Consider the following 18747-nt stretch of genomic DNA (forward strand, 5'->3'; position numbering starts at 1 on the left):
TCGTAAAGCCAAAGGCGTTGATGACTTTACGACTTTCGACCTTATGACTCGGGGCTCGACATCTCACCGACCCGCGGTCACAGTCACCTCATTGGTGACAACGATGATCTCGCTATTCCGGTAGAAGTCGTAGCGCCGGGCAACGATCCGTGTGGGCACCGCGACCTTCGGCTCCACGAACTGCTCCCACGTCTTCACGGGAACGAACAGGTACCCCGGCGTCGGTACCGCGAGGAACTCCGCGGCCTGTTCCACCGACTTCAAATCGGCCACTTCGCGGTGCGCGTAGAACACCACACTCGGTTGGAACCAGTCGATGTGCGCGAGGCGCATCTCGCGAGTGGGGTCATCGACGCCGCTTGCCCGCACCAACTCGCGCGGTGCCTTGTAAACGTCTACCTTCTGCGCCGGAAACGCGGCGGTCAGTCCGGTGAATGCGATCGCACCGAAGGCCATCACACGCACGAACCGCGCACGATCGTTTGCCCGCAGCGCCCACGCCATCGCGCCCGCGGCAATCAGGGGAACCAGCCCGACGACGGCCCACGGTCCCAGGCCGGGAAACACCCGCCCCCCCGCCGGGAGCACCTTCACCGCGTCTCCCGCAACGAGCATCCCACCGCCGACCACAATCGCCGTGAACACGAGCGCTCCAACCGCCAACGGCATCAGCCACTTGGGAAGGGTGAGTTCGCCGGTCTGCCAGCGCGTCAGGAACCGGGCCGTGAGGATCGCGAGCGCCGGGTACACCGGTAGCACGTAGTTCGGCAACTTGGTCGCCGCGGCCGAGAAGAACACGAGGTACGCCGCGAACCAGCAGATCAAAAAGCGGAAGGGGCGATGGGAAGCAAGACAACCTACTCCCCCGTCCCCCCTCCCTGAAGGGAAGGGGGAGAATGAACTGTCGACTGACGCAGTTTCAAACCCAGCGGGCTCACGCGCCAACTCCCCCTTCCCTGTCAGGAGGGGGTTGCAGGGGGAACCCGCAGGGGGTTCCCTCTCACAAGAAGCGAGGGGGGACGGGGGGGTAGGTCTAGCCGCCTTTACGCTGTACCACAGGACGCCGAGCAGGAACACGCTCCACGGAGCGAACAGCACCAGCAGTGCGGCCGCGTGGTAGAAGAACGGCCCGCGGTGGTTCTCCATCGGGGTCGCGAAGCGCTGAAGGTTCTCGCGCCCGAAGAACGCCTGTGCCCACGCCCCCCGCGTTTCGGCCGTGACGAGTCCGTACCACGGCCCGGCGACGAGTAAGAATACCAGTGCGGCCCAAAAGAACTTGCGGTCCAGCAACCGGCCGAGTTCGCGGTTCCACGCGAAGTAGAGAAGAATCACCAGTCCCGGCAGCGCGACCCCGACCGGCCCCTTCGTGAGCACCGCCAGCCCGCACGCGGCGGCCGTCGCGGTCCACCACCGGCGCGAGTCGCCTTCGTGTCGCGTCCAGAACAGGTAGTAGGTGAGAACGGTGAACAGGAGCAGTGTCGCGTCGGGTGTGGCGGCGTGCGCGAGGACGCAGACTTCCAGTGCGGAAACCAGCACGATCCCCGCGAGCACCCCCGTGGCCCGGTCGAACATCCGGCGCGCCAGCTCGTACACGAGCAGCGCGGTGAGCCACACCGCCAGAACCGACGGCAGCCGCGCGGACCACTCGCTCACGCCGAACACGGAGTAGCTGGCGCGCTGGAGCCAGTACAGCATCACCGGTTTCGCGGTGCGCAGCTGGTAGTTGAACGTCGGGATCACCCACGTGTCGTTCTCGCGCATCTCGCGGGCGGCTTCGGCGTTCACCCCCTCGTCCACGTCCCACAAGCTCGTCGCGCCGAGGTTCGGCAGCGTCAGCGCTGCGGCCACGGCCACAAGAACGGCGTAATCTCGGTATCGCCCGGACATCGGTTCTCCTCCCAGGGCGGGATAGTAGCCCGATCGGGCCGATCGCGGGAGGCCAATCCGGAACGGTGGCAGGGGGCAAAAAAGAACACCGCCGGGAAATGTCCCCGGCGGTGCGCGCGTTTCGGATCAAACGCTTACTTCTTGTCGAACGGGTTGAACTCGCCCGGGGCGCCGGGGGTACCGGCCGCGCCCTTGTGGGCTTCAACGGCCTTCAGCCAGTCGGACCACTTCGCCGCAATGTCCTTGCGCTTTTCGTCGCCCTCGTCCACCTGGCTGCTGCGCACCACGAGCTTACCGTCCTGGCGGACGATGAGCATTTCGGTCGCGACCTCTTCTTCAAACGTCCGGGTCCGCGCAACCACGTTTCCCTTTTCGTCGAAGGCTACCGGGGACCGGCCCTTAATCCGCCCGCCCTCGAAGTCCACCAGAATCGACTTGGTGGAGAAGTCCACGAGCCACCCCTTGGGTTGCGGTTGCTCCTTCCCGTTTTTCGGCGGGATGACCTTATCGGCCACTTCACGGAACTGGTACTGGTGGCTCTCCGAGGACCACAGCGGGAGTTTGATGTACTGCTTGCGCCCGATGTACTCGCCGCGCCCGACCGGGATCTCGGTAACCACCCACGACCCGACCGGTTCGTGCTTGCTACCGGTGTCGGCCCGTACCTGCTCCATCCAACTGGACAGTTGTACGACAGCCTGGTTGTCCTTGAGCTGCATCCGGTTCAGCAACTCGCGCTGCCCCTCGTAGGCCGCAGCGGTTTGGTCACGGTACGTCTTCGTGTCGTAAGCGTAGAGGAACGACTCGTTCGGCACGGGGATCGACGTCGGCAGGTACATCCACTTGCTGTAGAGCGTCTTGTACTTCTCCTTGACGAACTCCGGATTGATCACGGCCTTGGCGTCCTGACCGTAGTTCGGGTTAATCATGCGCAGGCGAATCCGGTACGCATACGTGTGACCGGGCTTCACGTCGCAGTCCACGAACCGGAGCAGGTAGTTCTCGACGTCGTCCGATGCTTCACTGCTCCCGTATGGATCGTACCCGTCCGGCAACCGCGCTTTGGAGCCGACCCCCGACCCCGGCTTCGCCCCCCCCGGACCGGGAAGCGGCCCCCCCATCGGGCCGGGCGCCCCGGGCTTACCACCGCCCGGGGGTTGGAGCCGCGGCCCGCCCCCGAAGTTCTCGCGCTCGTAACCGAAACCAGCGGCGGCGTTGATCTTCGTTCCGTAAATGCTGTCCCGTGATTTCTTACCAGAGACCTTGAGAGCGAATTCCGAGGCGCCGATCTTCTGGGTGTTCTTCTCTTCGAGTTTCTTGATGTTGTCGAGAATCGGCTTGAGCGTGATCTCCGGGTACTTGGCGTTGAGATCTTTGGCCAACATCGGCAGCGGCATCGAGAGCATCATGTCGGGCTTGAGGAAGTACGGGAAGTACCCTTCGTCGATGTGATCCGCGACTTTACGGGTGTCGATCATGTCGATGTACTTCTCCTCGAACTTGTAGTTCCCCTCGGTGCTCGTCACGTCTTTCGGGAGCTCGACCCACTCCTGGATCACTTCCTCTTTCCCGTTGGCGAGTATTCGCGATTCGCGGCGCTGGATCTCGAACCCGTCGTAGAACGGCCCCCACGCGCGGGCCTCCGCATCGCTCGTAAGGCGCAGCGCCTTACGGATTTCTTCGAGTTGGGCCTTGTACGGAACAACCGCGTGGATGGTGACCATACGGACCGGGATCACGGTGAGCGCGGGGTGATTCCCCTTCTCAATGGCGGCATCAATATCTTTGAGCGAGACGTATTTGATGACCTTACCCTCGTCCATGCGCCGGGCATTCATGTTGTACCCGGACCCTGGCATTCCGTATGGGCCACTCATGCTGCCGCCGGCCTTACCGCCCCCCGGCATCGTGGGGGCGCCCGGACCACCGGGGGGAACCCGGGACCGCCTGGAGGGAACCCCGGGCCGCCCGGGGGTTGATTGTTTTTGGGCAGCGAGCTTTTGATCTTGTTCAGGTTTTCCTGGCCGCGCCGGGTAGTGGCCCGGAGCGTGGCGAGGGCCGCTTTCATCTTTTCCCTATCGAGATCACCTTTGACCACGTTGGTGAGAACCGCGATCATCGGATCGTCGCCGTCGTAGATGATGTCGTAACCGGGCATTGCGCCGCTCACGAGGTCGATCTGGAAGTCCCCCACGTTGAGTACGAGCGGGTTGTCTCGCTTGGTGCTCGGCTGCGCGGTCGGGTCGAAGATCGGACCGCTGACCGGGAAGTCGGTGGTCCGGGCCGGCGTATTGTCTTGGGGCTTGATGATGAACTCGGCCGGCTGAATGGCTTTCAGGTCTTCTGGACTCGGCTTGCCCGTGGCGATATTCGTTTTGACCTGTTCGGACTTCTGCGCGAGGGTGCGAGCGATTGTGGCCGGATCTTCGGCGCTGGCCCATTTGGTCACGCCCCAGAAGAGCAGCGCAACCAAACACACACCGGCTACCCCCATCACCAGGATCTCCCCCTTGCGAAGTAGGAAGTCCTTTGCGTCGAATTTGGCTTTGGCTTTTGCCACTGTACGTCCCTCGGTTCGGGTCTTCGTTGGGGCCGTCCGCCGCTACCAGAAGAAACGGTTCACGGCTCGCGGTGTTGGTATTTGGTTAAGGGCCGTTACGCGCCCGGACTCGTTCACGGTCGCGAGGGGCGGTTCGATCGGTCCGAACCGCCCCGATTCAGGACCGGAGATCAAACTCGAGCGTACCGGCGGCGCATCTTCGGAGGCGTAGTCGTGTTCGGCGCGGGGGCCGGGGTGTTCGGCGCGGGGGCCGCCGGTTCCGGCGCGTTGGTCGGTGTAGTCGTCGTGGCGGCGGCACCGTCCGCCGGCTTCGGCGCCTCGTACTTTTCGTAGAGCGAGACGATCCCGTACACGCTCAATTCGACGAGTCCCGAGGTCACTTGGGACTCGGACGAGACTGACGAACTGCCGCCCGGGGACCCGCTTCCCGGGTACCCCCCGGGGTAACCACCGGGACCGGGCATGCCACTCGAGGAGCCCGGGATCGGGCCGATACCGCCGGGACCGGGGCGCGGCGGCCCCCCCATGCTCGACCCGCTGCCCGGGAACCGCCCCCCGCGCTCGTCGGGGTCTCCGCCGCCGAAATTGAGCTTCCCTTCCCGACCGTACCCCGAGTCGATGCCACCCCCGGGGCCGGTGGCCAAGCTGGAGCTACTGAGCCCGTCGAGCGACCCGCGGAAGCGGTTCCACGTGACCTGGGTGATCTGGAAGCGCAAGGGCGAGTTCGACAGCGCGAGCAACACGTCCTGGATGTACGACTGGTCGACGATGACCACGAGACCGACCGGCATCCGGCGCACCTGCTCGGTGGCGGCGATGTACCGCTTCTTGTTCCCGTCGACTACCGCTGTGAGTGTCCCGCCGCCGAATCGTTGTCCGGTAACCCCTGCGCCACCGAAGAGCCCGCCCGGTCCACCGAGAGGCCCGCCCGGAGCCCCCCCCGGGCCTTCGGCACTTCCCGGCATCGGGGGGCCGCCCGCCGATCCGCCGGGAAGCGGGGAGCCTTTGCCCCCCCCGTATGCCGCCCCCGGCCCGCCACTCGATCCGTCGGTCGAACTTTCGGCTGCCGGGTCGCCCACGAACTCCTTGCTGAACGGGGGCGTGCGTGGGGGCACCAGGGTCGGCTGGGCGGCGTTGCGGCTGTCGAGTTGGCCCATAACGAGGGCCTCGATCCGCTTGAGCGGCACGGTCCGGATATCGAACACCTGCTCGACGCGCGCGATTTCCAGCTTCTCCAATTCGGTCCCCGTGGGGAGCGTGTGGCTCGGGAGCGGGTGAATGGGGAGCACGTTCGCGGGCACCATCTGCACGGTCTTTCCGTCTTTGTCTTTAAGGGGTTTCATCGCCCCCCTCCCGGGCAGTAACTCCTGCATGATCGGGAACGTCAGCGGTTGGGCGTTCGGGGCCGTCGAGAGCCACACGTTGAGCGTCATCCGGCCGTTGGCGCCCATGATCTGTAAGCGATCGGAAATGTTCGTGAGGGTGCCGGTGATCTGGTACGTGTTGCCCTCGGGTACGATCTCCAGGGTCACCTCCCAGTTGCGACTCCGGAACAGGCGCTTCGTCTTGTTCTGGACCGTCGACCCCTTCGTGGGATCGTCGATCACCTTGCCGTCCCGCTCGTACCGGACCCGCTCGAAGGTCGCGAGGTCCGTGTTGACCGTGCGGAGCCCACTCAGGAGTGACCGCTGGACCCACATGTCTTCGAGGATCAACCAGACCTGGTCCTTGTTTACGATCACTTGGCCGAAGTTGTCGACGTAGCGGAGCACCCGCTGCCACCCGTCCTTGAACTGGGTCGGGGCCATGAGGTCGGCCATACCGGTGCCGGTGCCGCTTCCATCCCGACGGATTGATGAGTATTCGTACAGGTATCTGTCGGCCTGTTGGAACTCGCCGTGGACCGCCGTGAGGTCCGGGATCGGGTCGCCGAATTTCAGCCCCTTGTCTTCGAGCGCCTTAAACACCGGGGAGTTGGTCGTGCGGGGCCACGTGAAGAGGGCCTTCTGGCGCTCCCAATTTTCCTTGTGCAAATCGGTCTGCTTTTTTTCCACGACGGCCAGACTCTTGTCCAACTTGGCGAGTAACTCGTTCGACTTTGCGTTCTTTTTAGAGTCGATGTCTTTATTCGCTTTGTCAATATCGGCCTGGCGCGCGTCGATCGTGCCCCCGACCTTGGAACTCACCATGAGCACGCCGATCAGCGTGAGCAGGGGAACGAGGCCGAGGAGTATCCAAAAATGGTGCTTCTTCGCGGGGCTTTCGGTCTTCATAGCTTAAACCCTGTTCGGGTGTGCGGTCGGCAAAGGGCCGCGGTCCCCCGCGGCGCGACGGTGTACGCTGGGCTGACCCGCTCGAAACGGGTCCGGACGGTGAGCGCGTCGGCTCAGGGCGTGGACCCCGCGGGCGGGGTGGACGGGGTCGGTTCGCGCCAGAGGAACATGACGACGAACTCGTACCGCGTCCGGCCGGTGTCCTCGACCTTTTTCCCTCCCCCGCTACCCACCGTCGAACCACCGGGCATACCGGGCATACCGGGGCCGGCGAAGCCCGCCGAGCCTAAACCCGCGTTACCACGAGCAGCGCCGGCGGTACCCGTGGTCCCCAATCCCTGCCACGTGGGGGCGAGCGCCGCGACCTCGGTGCCCGAACCCGAACCTGAACCCGAACCCGAAAGACCTGGCGGCCCCCCGGAACCCCCGCCCGGGATAAGGCCGCTGGGCGGCCCGCCCTCTTTACCGTCCCCCCCCGGCCCTCCGATGCCGGTGCCACTTCCGCTGCCCCCGATCAGGCCGTCGAGGTACGATGTGGCGGCGTACTGAAGATTCGGTTGTGGGTCATAAACGGGCCACACGTTGTAAACGAATGCGTGGCTCACCTTCCCTTTCACCGGGTCCGGTACGCCGACGATGTACCGTGCGACCTTGTTTTCGTCCTTGGCGAACACGTCGGTCCGCTGAAGGTTGCGGATGAGCGACTGTTCGATGAACCGGCGCCCGCCCTTGTGGTCGGTGTACCCACGGATCTCGACGACCCACGCCCCGCCCTCGGCCGCTTTGGGCTTCGACCGGGGCGGCGTTTTAGTTTCGTCCTTCTCACGCTCGTCGTCCTTCATCCAGTTCGCGATCGGAATGTTGAACCGGGCCTGAATCTGTTCGTCGGCAGCCGTGAGAAACGCGCTCGCGTTGGTGATCCAGCGGGTGTGAACGGTTTCGACGTTCACGTATGCAAGGGCTTTGGGGTAGTCCGAGTTAGCGTCCGCGAGGGCGTTCTCGATCGGCACGCCCTCACTCATCCGGCGGAGGAACCAGTCGTATGCGCTCTGTCCGGCGTTCCCCTCGCCCCTCCACAACTTGTTCTGGTCGAACTCCGGGAGGTCGGTGTTCACCTTCGCCTTTTCCTCGTTCAGGTTGCCGTTTTCGCCCGGGCGCGGGAGGCTCGCGGTGAACACTTCTGTCAACCGGGGCCAGTTCAGGCGCTCCTCCGCGCCGGCGATGATGAGCTTGGTTTCGTCCTGTTTTTTCTTGGAATTGCCCACCCCCTGGTTGTACTTGCTCTCCTGGCTCGAGTACGCGGAACCCGCGGACTTGGTCATCTCGATGCCCTTGTCGATGTTCTTGTCGGTGATCGCGGCGTAGGGACCGGAGAATCCCATCGCCATCCCCCCCAGACCGACGAGAAGGGCCGCTGCTGCCGCCGCCGCGTAGGGCTTCTTGGACCGGATGATTCGGTCCACGCGGATGCCCTGCGGGAGCAGGTTCGTGGTGAGCCGGGCCTGCCCCAGGCCCTGGAGCGCCAGCCCGTAGGCGATCGGGAACGTGAGCAGATTTTCCTGGAACAGCGGGTCGTTCAGCACCGCGTCGCCGCTCAGCCGGTCGAACTTCGTGGGCTTCTTCACCTCGAGCGAGAGCTTGTCCGCGAGGTACTTCTGGAGCCCGGGGAGCTTGAACGCGCTGCCCAGCCCCACCATGTGCGCGACGTGCGCGTCGCGGTGCGTGTTGGTGAAGTACCCCAGGGACCGCTGGACCTCGCCCACGAAGTCGGTGAGGACCGGCTTGATGGCCTTGAGGATGCTGGCCATGTCCGGGCTCTTGGCCGCGTTCCGCTTCAGGTGCTCGGCCTTCGCGAGCGTGAGTTTCAGTTCTTTGGTGAGAGCGCGGGTGAAGTTCATCCCGCCCAACGGGATCGGGCGCTGCCAGATGATCTTCGCGCCGTCGGTGATGATGAGGTTCGAGGCGTCGGTGCCCACGTCCATCACGACGGTGCAGCGCTTCTTGCCGCGCGGGATCGGGTCCTCTTCCGGCTCGCCCTCGAGCGGGTCGACCTTCGGCTTGAGCAACTCGTAGGTCGCGAAGTTGACCAGCGCCAGCGGCGACATCTGGATGAGGTGGACCTCGATCCGGCTCCCGGTGAAGTACCCGAGGTAGCGAGAGATGATGTCCCGCTTCATCGCAAACAGACCGATCTCGGTCTCGAGGGCGAACCCGTCGACGGCCTCGCCGCCGCCGATCTTCTGGAAGTCCCACTCGACCTCGTCGAGCGGGAACGGGATCTGTTGCTTCGCCTCGAACTTCACGATCTCGGCGATCTTCTTCTCCTCGACCGGCGGAAGTTTAACGAACCGGGCCAGGCCCGACTGCCCGGCGATGCCGATCGCCACCTCGTCGGTCTTGACGCTGTTGCGGGAGAGGAATTTTTCGAGCGCCTCGCGGATGAGCAGATCCTGGTCCGCGTCGGGCTGGGAGAGGATCTTCGCGTGTTCGACGTAGTCGAACGCGGTCGCCGTGGGCTTCCCGTCGATCATCTCCAGGCGCAGCGCCTTGAGGGCGCACTGCCCGATGTCGATGCCCCAGTAACCTTTCGTAACGGCCATAATTGCGGTTCTCCGGGTGCGGGCGGAATCGCCTGCGGACTCCAGGTTCGGCGGTCGGTACGGGATCAGATAAACGGTCGCTGAAGCCCGGACAACAGAAGTGAGTGCGACGGCCCGCGTGCGCGGGGTCTCCCTCGTTGTTCAGACTCCTGCGCTCCAGGGCCGGTATCCCGTCCGATTCCGCCCGAGCGGAAGGTCTTCATTTTGAGGGCGCGAGGACCCGTGAGATTCACGGTATCACCCTCACACTACTACTGTCAACGAACTGAACGGACCGCCGGGCGAAATGTTGGCGCAAGTCGTGCGGTTGGGCACGTTCCTTAATTTCACCCGAACTACACACGCACCTCGCTATACTGCCGCCGTAGCACAAAACGGGCATCAGTCCAGCTTTTGTATAGCACACATTCCCTAACCCCGGGTGCCTCGTGGCCAAAACATGGGTGAAAGTGGGAGGGGCCGGCGCGTGTACCGTCGCCGTGCTCGCGTTCCTGCTCAACCAGTCAACATCGGCAGCACCGAAGCCGGACCTGAAGCCGTCCGCGCATTGGGTGTTCGACGCCGACGCCGTGGCCGGCAAAACGGTCACGGACCGCGCCGGCAAGTTAACGGGCACCCTGCTCGGGGCACCGGCGCTCGTGACGGAAAGTAACGCGGGGGCTTATTTGCATCTTACCGGCCCGGATGACGGCGTGATGATCAAAACGCGCGTCGCGCCCGATGCCCCGTTCCTCCCGAAAGAGGCGCTCTCGGTGGTCGCGTGGGTGCGGGTCGACGAGCCGACCGAGTGGACCGGGGTTCTCGGGTGCTTCCAGGACAACGGGCCGGCCGAAACCGGCTTCATTGTCGGCACAAACAAGAAGAAATTCTTCTTCGGCCTGTCGACGAAGGGCGCCGACGACGGGGACGGCAAGATGACCTACCTGGAGTCGAAGAGCGAGTTCGCACGCGGGAGGTGGCACCACATCGCGGCCGTGTACGACGGCAAACAGATGCAACTGTTCGTGAACGGACAGTTGGATTCGACGAGCACCGAACAGTCCGGCCCCGTTTTGTACTCGAAGTCCGCCCCGCTCGTGATCGGGCGCTACAAGGACGACAACGAAGACTACCCGCTGCACGGCGCGATCAAGGAAGTGCTCCTCTGCCCGCACGCGATCGCCGCGGATCAGGTGACCTCGCACTTCCAGGCGGACAAGGCACTCGTCGACGTGCCGTCGGTGGTTCCCGAGGGGCCGCGGTTCGTGGTCGAGCCGTACCTCCAGTACGTCACGCGGACCGGCATCACCGTGATGTGGGAAACGGAAGATCCCTGCACCGCGGTTCTCGAATACGGCACCGCGCTCCCGGCGAAGCAGCAGGTGAAGGTCGAAAAACCCGACACGATGGGCGAAGTGGCACTCACCGGGCTGGAGCCGAACACGAAATACTTTTACCGCGTCGTGTGTCAGGACGCGCAGGGGCGCAAGCTCGAAGGCAAGCCGCTGACCTTTATGACCGCGCCGGGGTCGAACGATGCGTTCAGCTTCACCGTCATCGGCGACACCCAGCGCAACCCGGTCGTGACCGGGAAGGTCGCGAAACTGATGTGGGAGCGCCGACCGAACTTCGTCGTCCACTGCGGCGACGTGGTGGACGACGGCGCGTCGAAGGCCCAGTGGACCGGTGACCTGTTCAAGCCGTGTCACGAGCTGTTCGGCCGGGTTCCGGTGTTCCCGTGCATCGGGAACCACGAGAAGGACCACCCGCACTACTACAAGTATTTCTCGCTGCCGAAGCCCGAGTACTACTACTCGTACACCTACGGCAATGCGGAATTCTTCGTGCTCGACACGAACTCGAAGCGCAACCTGAAATCGGACGGTGAGCAGTACAAGTGGCTGGAGAAGGCGCTGGCCGCGTCCACCGCGAAGTGGAAATTCTGCTACCACCACCACCCGGCGTACTGCTCGGACGACGACGATTACGGCAACACCTGGAAGGGGTCGAGCACCTACGGCGACGTGCGCGTGCGGAACTTCGTCGCGCTGTACGAGAAGTACAAGGTCGATGTGGTGTTCAACGGCCACGTCCACGTTTACGAGCGCACGTGGCCGATCCGCGAGGGCAAGGTGGACCAGAAGAACGGTATCGTGTACGTCACGAGCGGCGGCGGCGGCGGCGGCCTCGAGAACTTCGCCCCGACCCCGCCGTTCTTCAAGCAACAGTTCCGTTCCGACTTCCACTTCTGCTACGCGAACATCCACCAGGGCACGTTCGACCTCAAGGCGTTCGACCAAGAGGGGCGGCTGTTCGACCAGTTCACGATCAAGAAGGACTGAGAACGCAGCAGTTCACAACGTCCCCGTGCGCGGTTACTCACTTCGCACGGGGGAATTTTGAGACAATCGTGTGAATTTTGCGAATGCCGGCTCGCATTTTGTAGCACAGGCTGCGACACTGTGCTACACGCTGCCAGGCGCCGGAGATTGCCCCCAATGAGCGCGTTGAACGGGTTACCCAAATACGTCGAGGTCGCCACCGCGCTGGAGTTACAAATCCGCACGGGGAAGTGGGACGGCGGGCGCATGCCCAGCGTGCGCGGCATCGCCGAGGTTCACAAGGTGAGCGTCGTGACCGCGTCCCGGGCGCTCCAGATCCTGCGTGACAAGGGGCTGATCCAAACCGTTGAGCGGTCCGGGAGCCGACGGGTCGCCCCGCCATCGGCCGAGCGGTGGGCGCTCGTGCTGCGCCTCACACCGGGGCCGTGGCAGCGGGCCACGCTCTCACTCTCGCGGATCGGCTTCGAGGCCGTCGCGCGCCGGGAGCCGATGCACATCGAACACGACGCGATCCAGCTCGCGGTGCGCATGTCCGAGAGCGAACTCCGGACCAGCGTTCGCAGGGCCAAGGACGCGGGCGTGAACGGTGTGTTTTGCATCCCGTCGCGCCACAGCGTCGAGGAAATGCAACTGGACGAGCGGTTCCTCAGCGCTTGTGGCGCGGAGGGGCTGCCGGTCGTTTTGGTCGAGCGCAACCTGCGCGGTTACAGTCGCGAACTGACGCACGACCTCGTCGCAGTAGACGATGTGGACGGGTCCGCGCGCCTGACACGGCACCTACTCGAGTTGGGGCGCCGGCGCATCGCGATCGTTGTTGCGTCCCCGACCAGCAGCCACAACGACAAGGTCGCGGGCTACCTCTACGCGCTTCACGCGGCCACCTTCGACCCAGAACTGGGCGTCACCCCGGCACCGGTTGTGCTCTACCAGAGCCACGATTTGTCGTCGCGCGAGGCCTACGCCCATCTCGCCGACCAGGTGCGGGAGCGGAACCTCGACGGCGTAGTCTGTTTTCAAGATTACACCGCGATGGGACTGATCTTCGAGCTTCTGAATCGTGGTATCCGGGTGCCCGACGAGGTGGCCGTCGTCGGGTCCGATGACCTGCCGATGGGCGACCAGTTCGCCATCGGAATCACGACGTATTCGTACCCGTCCGAGGGGCTGGCGGAGCAGGCAATTCGGCTGATGCGGGAGCGAAGGCAGAACCCGGACCGCCGCCCGTTGAAAGTGGTCGTTCCGGGGCACTTGATTGTGCGCGAGAGTTCGGTCCGTGCGACCCCCTCGCGATCCGATGGAGGTTGAGCGTGGGAACCGAGCGCCGAGCGAACGTTGCGATTGTGGGCGGGGGCATCGTGGGGCTCGCGTTCGCGTGGGAAGCCGCGCGCCGCGGGCACTCGGTGGTAGTGTTCGACCGCACGACCAAGCCGCAGGGCGCGTCCGTGCGCAACTTCGGCATGGTGTGGCCCATCGGCCAGTTGCCCGGAGAATCCTACGACCGCGCCCTGCGCAGTCGCGCCCGGTGGCTGGAACTGAAGGCGCAAGCGGGGGTATGGGTTTCGGAGTGCGGGTCGCTGCACCTCGCGCACGAGGAAGACGAAGACGCTGTGCTGCGCGAGTTCGCGGAAACGGCCGCGCCACTCGGGGTGAAGTGTGAATACCTGTCCCGCGCCGAGGTACTGAACCGGTTCCCGGTCGCGAACCCGGCCGGCCTGCGCGGGGGGCTGTACAGCCCGACCGAACTGGCCGTGAACCCACCGGAAGCAGTGGCACGTATCCCGCGCTTCCTGGCGGAAGCCCACGGCGTGCAGTTCCGACTCGGCGAGACGGTCACTGACATCACAGCACCGCGCATCACGACGGCGAGCGGCGAGTCGTGGCGCGCGGACCGCGTGTTAGTCTGTTCTGGGGCCGACTTCGAGACGCTCTTCCCAGAAGTCTTCGCGACGAGCGGCATCCGCCGGTGCAAACTCCAGATGATGAAGACGCGCCCGCAATCCAACGGTTGGCGGATCGGCACTCACGTCGCCGGCGGGCTGACGCTGTGTCACTACAAGGCGTTTGAAATGTGCTCGGCGCTACCCCAATTGAAGCGCCGGATCGCGGAAACGATGCCGGACTACGTGAAGTACGGCATCCACGTTATGGCCTCGCAGAACGACCGCGGCGAGGTGGTGATCGGCGACTCGCACGAGTACGACGCGGACATCAGCCTCTTCGATAAGGTCGAGATCGACGAACTCATCCTCAAGCAACTGCGCGTGTTAGCGGACCTGCCCGACTGGTCGATCGCGGCGCGCTGGCACGGTATCTACGCGAAGCACCCGGAAAAGCACTTCGTGACGGCCGAGCCGCAACCGGGCTGCGTGATCGCCGTCGCCCCCGGTGGGCTGGGTATGACCATGTCGTTCGCGATCGCCCAGGATTGGTGGAACGCAAACGAGTGAGGAACCCAGTTTTGGGCTCACCCTCGGCCCGAACTATTTGAGATGGTTCGGGCCGCTAACGGATTATTGCTAATCAAATTACACGACCTACTCGTTCACTTCGCTCCACCTCTTGCGCACGAGTTCCGGGGGAGCGGTGCCGGTCACGCCGATCTGCTGAATGGTGATCGACGCGACCAGGTTCCCAAACGCCGCGGCCTGCTCGTGCGTTGTCCCGCTCACCATCCCCGACGCGATCCCCGCGGAGCAACTGTCACCGGCCCCGCAGATGTCGATGGGACCGGACACGGGGTAGGCTGGAATATCTTGGAAACAGTCGCGCAATGCGATTGAGGCTCCGCTTAGCCAGCGCTGAGCAACGGTCGGTTCATATAGTGCGATTCCGCTCTTCCCACTCGTTTGGAATACGTGCCGCTTGACATCCGCTGCGAGTCGTGGCCCGAGTTCCGCTGCTTTATGCACTGTGTTTGCTGCGACAGGATCGAGCTTGATGAGTTCGTCCCAATTCGGCTTCACGCACACGTTGCGGAACAGCCCAATCTGCTCGCGGCTATCGGCCAGCACGAACTTCGCGGGGTCGCGTTCGGCGAGTCGGGCCAGGTGGTCGCGAACTTTCCTCGTAACGACCCCGCAGTCCTTTTCGCTCACCTGATCGAGCACGAGCAGTGCGTCCAGGCGGGGCCACGCTTCGTCCAGTAGCGCGATGACGCGGTCCTGAACGTCTTCCGGGGTCGGCGCACGGTTCTTGATGTCGAGCCGGTTGAGTTCCTCCTTGCCCAGCATCGGCTTCGTGTAGGTCGGCGTGCGCCGCGTCGCGGACAGGAAGATCCCGCCCTGTTCGACCGCGGGCATTTTGCCCAGCGCTTGGCGGAGCTCGTACCCCTCGCCGTCGTCACCGATGCACGCGATGGGGTAAATGTGCCCCACCCCGAGGGCCGCGAGGTTGTTGATGACCGTGCCCGCAGCGCCCGGGTAGCTCCGCACGCCGACGACCTGGTACGCGGTTAATCCCGTTTCCACCGATGGTTCGTTCAGGGCCGGGTCGATATCCAGGTACCGGTCGAGGAACAGGTCGCCGAGCACGCCGATCGTGCGGTTCGGGATCGTGGCCAGAATGTGGTCGATGAGTGGAGATGTGAGCATGGGTAGGCTCGGCTCAACGGCCGGTCCGGAGACTATTTTGGGACGGTTTCTTATTGCTTTTTCAACGTATCGCTACTATTCAACGCCGAACACAAAATCTGTGCCGTTTATTCGCGAAGAAGGATAGTCGGCACTCACTGTGCGTGTACTTCGACCGAATGCGCTTGCTCGCAACGGTTCCGACGACCTAGAATTGTCGTGTTGTTTCCCGATTTGTAGGTGCCAATGCCCCGCCTCGGTGCGATTTTCCGAACCTTCATGCTGATTGCGTGCCTGGTGCCGTTCACCAGCGCGCAACAAGCGGCGGGGACTCTCGCACCGATCTTGCCCGTTGTCCCCGTCGGCAACGCACCCGTTGCCCCGGTGAACGAAGAGGACGACGAGCGGGAGGTTGATGGGAAGGAGCGCGTCTCCTCCCCGTCCCGGCACTACTCCCCGGTCCGCGAACCGGTCGAACGCTTCGCACCAGCACACGCATCGAATCGCTCGCACCTCACGCGCGCTCGCGCGGTCCCGCCCGTCTCCGAAGACCCGTTCCGCAACGGTCTCGGCACTCCCTATCGCTGTTAGGCTCCCCCGGTCCGACTACTGGCGCGTTCGCGCACTCCTAATCAACCGACCGGTTCTCGGCCGCAGGGCGCCATTGCGCTCGCGCCGTCCCTAACACCACGCTCAACGATTCGGGAGACGGTACCCTTGGAAAAGCTCATCAGCGGCATCCACAAGTTTCAGTCCGATGTGTTCGCACCCAACCGCGCGTTCTTCCGCAAGCTCGCGGACGGCCAGTCCCCGCAAGCCCTGTTCATCACGTGCTCCGACTCGCGGATGGTCCCGGACCTGATCTGCCAGACCGACCCGGGCGACCTGTTCGTGCTCCGCAACGCGGGGAACATCGTGCCGCCGTACTCGCCCGGGGCGCCCAGCGCCGAGGCCGCGACGATCGAGTACGCACTCCGCGGGCTGAACATCCGGCACGTCATCGTCTGCGGGCACACGCGGTGCGGCGCGATGCACGCCGTGCTCCAGCCGGAATGCACCGCGAACATGCCGCGCGTGAAACAGTGGCTCGACCACGCGCAAGCGAGCGCGGAAATCGTCTGCGCCTGCTACTCGCACCTGACGGGCGAGGCGCGGGCAAAGGTGCTCGTCCAGGAAAATGTGCTGACCCAACTGGAGCACCTGCGCACGCACCCCGCGGTTGCAACGGCACTCGCCGCGGGCGAACTGAAGCTGCACGCCTGGGTGTACAAGATGGAAACCGGCGAGGTGTTCGTTTACGACCCGGAGAGCGGGCAGTTCACGAACCTCGGAGCGGAGGCGATCCCGGCGCACCCGCTGATCCGGCGCGGGCCGGTGAACCACGCCGTCCCCGCGGGCGTGTGACCCACTCGTCCCCCGCCCCTCTCGATCCGGGAGTTCCGATTTCATGGTCAGGGACGAACTCAAACCTGCGCCCGAGTCGGGCCGCGCGAGCGGCTCGGCCGTGGCCGACTTCCTCGCATCGCTCGTCGTGTTCATGGTGGCGCTGCCGCTGTGCATCGGCATCGCGCAAGCGTGCGGGCTGCCCCCGGAAGCCGGGATCATCACCGGCGTCGTGGGCGGGCTGGTCGTCGGGTTCCTGGCCGGGAGCCCGCTCCAGGTGTCCGGCCCGGCCGCCGGGCTGATCGTTCTCGTCATCCAGTTCCTGGACGACGCGAAGGCGCAAGTCCCGGACACGAACCCCGTCGTCCTCTTGGGGCTGGCGATCATCATCGCCGGAGCAATCCAGCTCACCGCGGGGGTGTTCCGCATCGGCCAGTGGTTCCGCGCGGTTTCGCCCGCGGTGGTCGAGGGGATGCTCGCCGGGATCGGCGTCACCATCATTGCGAAGCAGTTCCACGAGATGGTGGACGATACCGCGCCCAAGAAGGTGCTCGACGGTTTGCTGACGATCCCGCAAGCGGTCTGGAAGGCGTTCGATCCGCCCACCGGCGCGAGCGCGAATCACACCGAAGCCGCGGTGATCGGGCTGCTCGCAGTTATTGTGCTGGCGGTCTGGAAGCCGATCGCACCGAAGCGCCTGAAGATCGTTCCGGCCGCGGTCGTCGCGGTGCTAGCAGCGGTGCTGGTGAACGAGTTCGGGCGCCCGATTTTCGAGGGGCTGGGAGTGCAAATCGGCCCGGCGGTAGACAACCACGGCGGGATCGGCGTCGAACGGGTGCAAATTTCGGCCAGCCTCGTCGATTCCCTCAAACCGATGGGGCGGCCCGGCTGGGAGCTACTCACGCTGGGCCTGATCTGGAAGGCGGGCCTCACGTTCGCTTTGATCGCGAGCGCGGAAACGCTCTTGTGCGCCGTGGCGGTGGACACCAAACACAACGGCCCGCGCACGAACTTCGACCGCGAGCTGATGGCGCAGGGCGTCGGCAACACGATTTGCGGGTTCGTCGGGGCGCTGCCCATGACGGGCGTGATCGTCCGCAGCGCCGCGAACGTGGAAGCGGGGGCGAAATCGCGGCTCTCAACGATCCTCCACGGCCTCTGGCTGCTCCTGTTCGTTTCGCTCCTGCCGGGGCTGCTCTCGCGCATCCCGGCCGCGGCGCTCGCGGCGATCCTGGTTTACACCGGATGGAAACTCCTCAACTTACCGGGGCTGTGGGCGCTGTGGAAGGAGAGCAAGAGCGAGGCGCTGATCTTCGTCGCGACCGCAGGGACCATCGTCGGGGCCGATCTGCTCGCGGGCGTGGTTCTGGGGGTGGTTCTCTCCGCGCTGAAACTCCTCATCCGCTTCTCGCACCTCAAGGTGCGGCGCGTGGACGAATCCGAACACAAGCGCGTTCACTTGTACCTAGAGGGCGCGGCCACGTTCCTCCGCCTGCCCGTGCTAGCGGAGGCGCTCGAAGCTGTCCCACAAGGGGTGAAATTGCACGTTCACCTCGACCGATTGCAGTTCGTCGACCACGCCATATTGCACCTGATCCTCACGTTCCAGAAGCAGTACGAGGCGACCGGCGGGAAGATGTTTATCGACTGGGACCGGCTCCACGCGCGGTTCAACGGCACGCACAGCGCCGAGCGCCCCCAAGAAGAAAAGGCGCGGGAAGAAATCGGTGCCGCGCCGTAGCGAGTTCGGGGCTTGAAGTGCGATCGCAGTCTCATTTCGCCCTGCGTTGTAGCGTTGGTACTCTTGTGTCCGTAGTGTCGGGGGTAGCGCCGGACGAGTACCGGCGCAAACGCATCTCGTACCCGACCCAGGACGCTCCACAATCTGTCCGATGGTTCGCTTCCCAACAGCTCGGAGCGGACCCCTGAGTCTGGAGAACACCAACGCGATGAGGTTGAAATCGGGGCTGTACTGCGAAAGGTACCGCCCGCCCGGCCCCTCGATCGCCTGTTTCACCGCACCGCCTGTGACCGACCAGATTGTTCACCACCGCATCGCCGGCCCGCCACGTTGGGACCAGCGCCTGTCGGCCGATGGCCTCGATAGTTGTTGACGGGACGATGGGCGACCACCATTCGTCGGCGAACACCAAC

The 18747-nt window shown here is 64.5% G+C and carries 12 protein-coding genes; 6 read left to right on the forward strand and 6 right to left on the reverse strand.

Annotated elements, in window-relative coordinates; all coding sequences use genetic code 11:
- Positions 1-63 precede the first annotated feature (63 nt).
- The 5 genes from VT84_RS03035 to pilM form a co-directional block, all read right to left on the reverse strand.
- Positions 64-1887, reverse strand: a complete 1824-nt coding sequence (locus tag VT84_RS03035; RefSeq protein ID WP_082838454.1) for an ArnT family glycosyltransferase — start codon at positions 1885-1887, stop codon at positions 64-66.
- Between the two features lie 134 nt (positions 1888-2021).
- Positions 2022-3725 carry a hypothetical protein gene (locus VT84_RS03040; RefSeq protein WP_157469135.1) on the reverse strand — a complete coding sequence of 568 codons (1704 nt, stop codon included), beginning with the start codon at positions 3723-3725 and terminating at the stop codon, positions 2022-2024.
- A 35-nt stretch (positions 3726-3760) separates the two neighbouring features.
- Complete coding sequence (locus tag VT84_RS03045) at positions 3761-4447, reverse strand: hypothetical protein (RefSeq protein ID WP_082838456.1); 687 nt, start codon at positions 4445-4447, stop codon at positions 3761-3763.
- Positions 4448-4617: 170 nt separating this feature from the next.
- A complete protein-coding gene (locus VT84_RS03050; RefSeq protein WP_082838457.1) occupies positions 4618-6720 on the reverse strand; it encodes a hypothetical protein in 2103 nt (700 codons plus the stop codon).
- Between the two features lie 113 nt (positions 6721-6833).
- On the reverse strand, positions 6834-9320 hold the full coding sequence (gene pilM, locus VT84_RS03055) for a type IV pilus assembly protein PilM (RefSeq protein WP_052553518.1): 2487 nt from the start codon (positions 9318-9320) through the stop codon (positions 6834-6836).
- 428 nt (positions 9321-9748) lie between these two features.
- Between pilM and VT84_RS03060 the strand changes: the two genes are divergently transcribed.
- The 3 genes from VT84_RS03060 to VT84_RS03070 all read left to right on the forward strand — a co-directional run bounded on the left by VT84_RS03060 (position 9749) and on the right by VT84_RS03070 (position 14088).
- Positions 9749-11641, forward strand: coding sequence for a LamG-like jellyroll fold domain-containing protein (locus VT84_RS03060; RefSeq protein WP_082838458.1), 1893 nt, complete (start codon positions 9749-9751; stop codon positions 11639-11641).
- A 156-nt stretch (positions 11642-11797) separates the two neighbouring features.
- On the forward strand, positions 11798-12946 hold the full coding sequence (locus VT84_RS03065; RefSeq protein WP_052553515.1) for a LacI family DNA-binding transcriptional regulator: 1149 nt from the start codon (positions 11798-11800) through the stop codon (positions 12944-12946).
- A 2-nt stretch (positions 12947-12948) separates the two neighbouring features.
- Entirely contained in the window at positions 12949-14088 is a 1140-nt protein-coding gene (locus VT84_RS03070) for a TIGR03364 family FAD-dependent oxidoreductase (RefSeq protein ID WP_052553513.1), read from the forward strand.
- Positions 14089-14175: 87 nt separating this feature from the next.
- Here the strand turns inward: VT84_RS03070 and VT84_RS03075 are convergent, their stop codons facing one another.
- A complete protein-coding gene (locus tag VT84_RS03075) occupies positions 14176-15231 on the reverse strand; it encodes a bifunctional heptose 7-phosphate kinase/heptose 1-phosphate adenyltransferase (protein WP_082838459.1) in 1056 nt (351 codons plus the stop codon).
- 225 nt (positions 15232-15456) lie between these two features.
- Here VT84_RS03075 and VT84_RS03080 point away from each other — a divergent pair, with 225 nt between their 5' ends.
- From VT84_RS03080 to VT84_RS03090, 3 genes are all read left to right on the forward strand, one after another.
- Positions 15457-15801, forward strand: a complete 345-nt coding sequence (locus VT84_RS03080; protein ID WP_082838460.1) for a hypothetical protein — start codon at positions 15457-15459, stop codon at positions 15799-15801.
- Positions 15802-15927: 126 nt separating this feature from the next.
- Positions 15928-16614 carry a carbonic anhydrase gene (locus tag VT84_RS03085; protein ID WP_052553507.1) on the forward strand — a complete coding sequence of 229 codons (687 nt, stop codon included), beginning with the start codon at positions 15928-15930 and terminating at the stop codon, positions 16612-16614.
- Between the two features lie 43 nt (positions 16615-16657).
- Entirely contained in the window at positions 16658-18334 is a 1677-nt protein-coding gene (locus VT84_RS03090; RefSeq protein ID WP_052553505.1) for a SulP family inorganic anion transporter, read from the forward strand.
- Positions 18335-18747 lie beyond the last annotated feature (413 nt).

Source organism: Gemmata sp. SH-PL17 (assembly GCF_001610855.1).
In the GTDB taxonomy this organism is placed as follows: Bacteria; Planctomycetota; Planctomycetia; order Gemmatales; family Gemmataceae; genus Gemmata; species Gemmata massiliana.

Excerpts from the sequence above, each read along its gene's own strand:
- VT84_RS03065 (WP_052553515.1), top strand. The coding sequence starts at position 11,798 with ATGAGCGCGTTGAACGGGTTACCCAAATACGTCGAGGTCGCCACCGCG.
- VT84_RS03040 (WP_157469135.1), bottom strand. The coding sequence starts at position 3,725 with ATGAATGCCCGGCGCATGGACGAGGGTAAGGTCATCAAATACGTCTCG.
- pilM (WP_052553518.1), bottom strand. The coding sequence starts at position 9,320 with ATGGCCGTTACGAAAGGTTACTGGGGCATCGACATCGGGCAGTGCGCC.
- VT84_RS03075 (WP_082838459.1), bottom strand. The coding sequence starts at position 15,231 with ATGCTCACATCTCCACTCATCGACCACATTCTGGCCACGATCCCGAAC.
- VT84_RS03050 (WP_082838457.1), bottom strand. The coding sequence starts at position 6,720 with ATGAAGACCGAAAGCCCCGCGAAGAAGCACCATTTTTGGATACTCCTC.
- VT84_RS03035 (WP_082838454.1), bottom strand. The coding sequence starts at position 1,887 with ATGTCCGGGCGATACCGAGATTACGCCGTTCTTGTGGCCGTGGCCGCA.
- VT84_RS03090 (WP_052553505.1), top strand. The coding sequence starts at position 16,658 with ATGGTCAGGGACGAACTCAAACCTGCGCCCGAGTCGGGCCGCGCGAGC.
- VT84_RS03080 (WP_082838460.1), top strand. The coding sequence starts at position 15,457 with ATGCCCCGCCTCGGTGCGATTTTCCGAACCTTCATGCTGATTGCGTGC.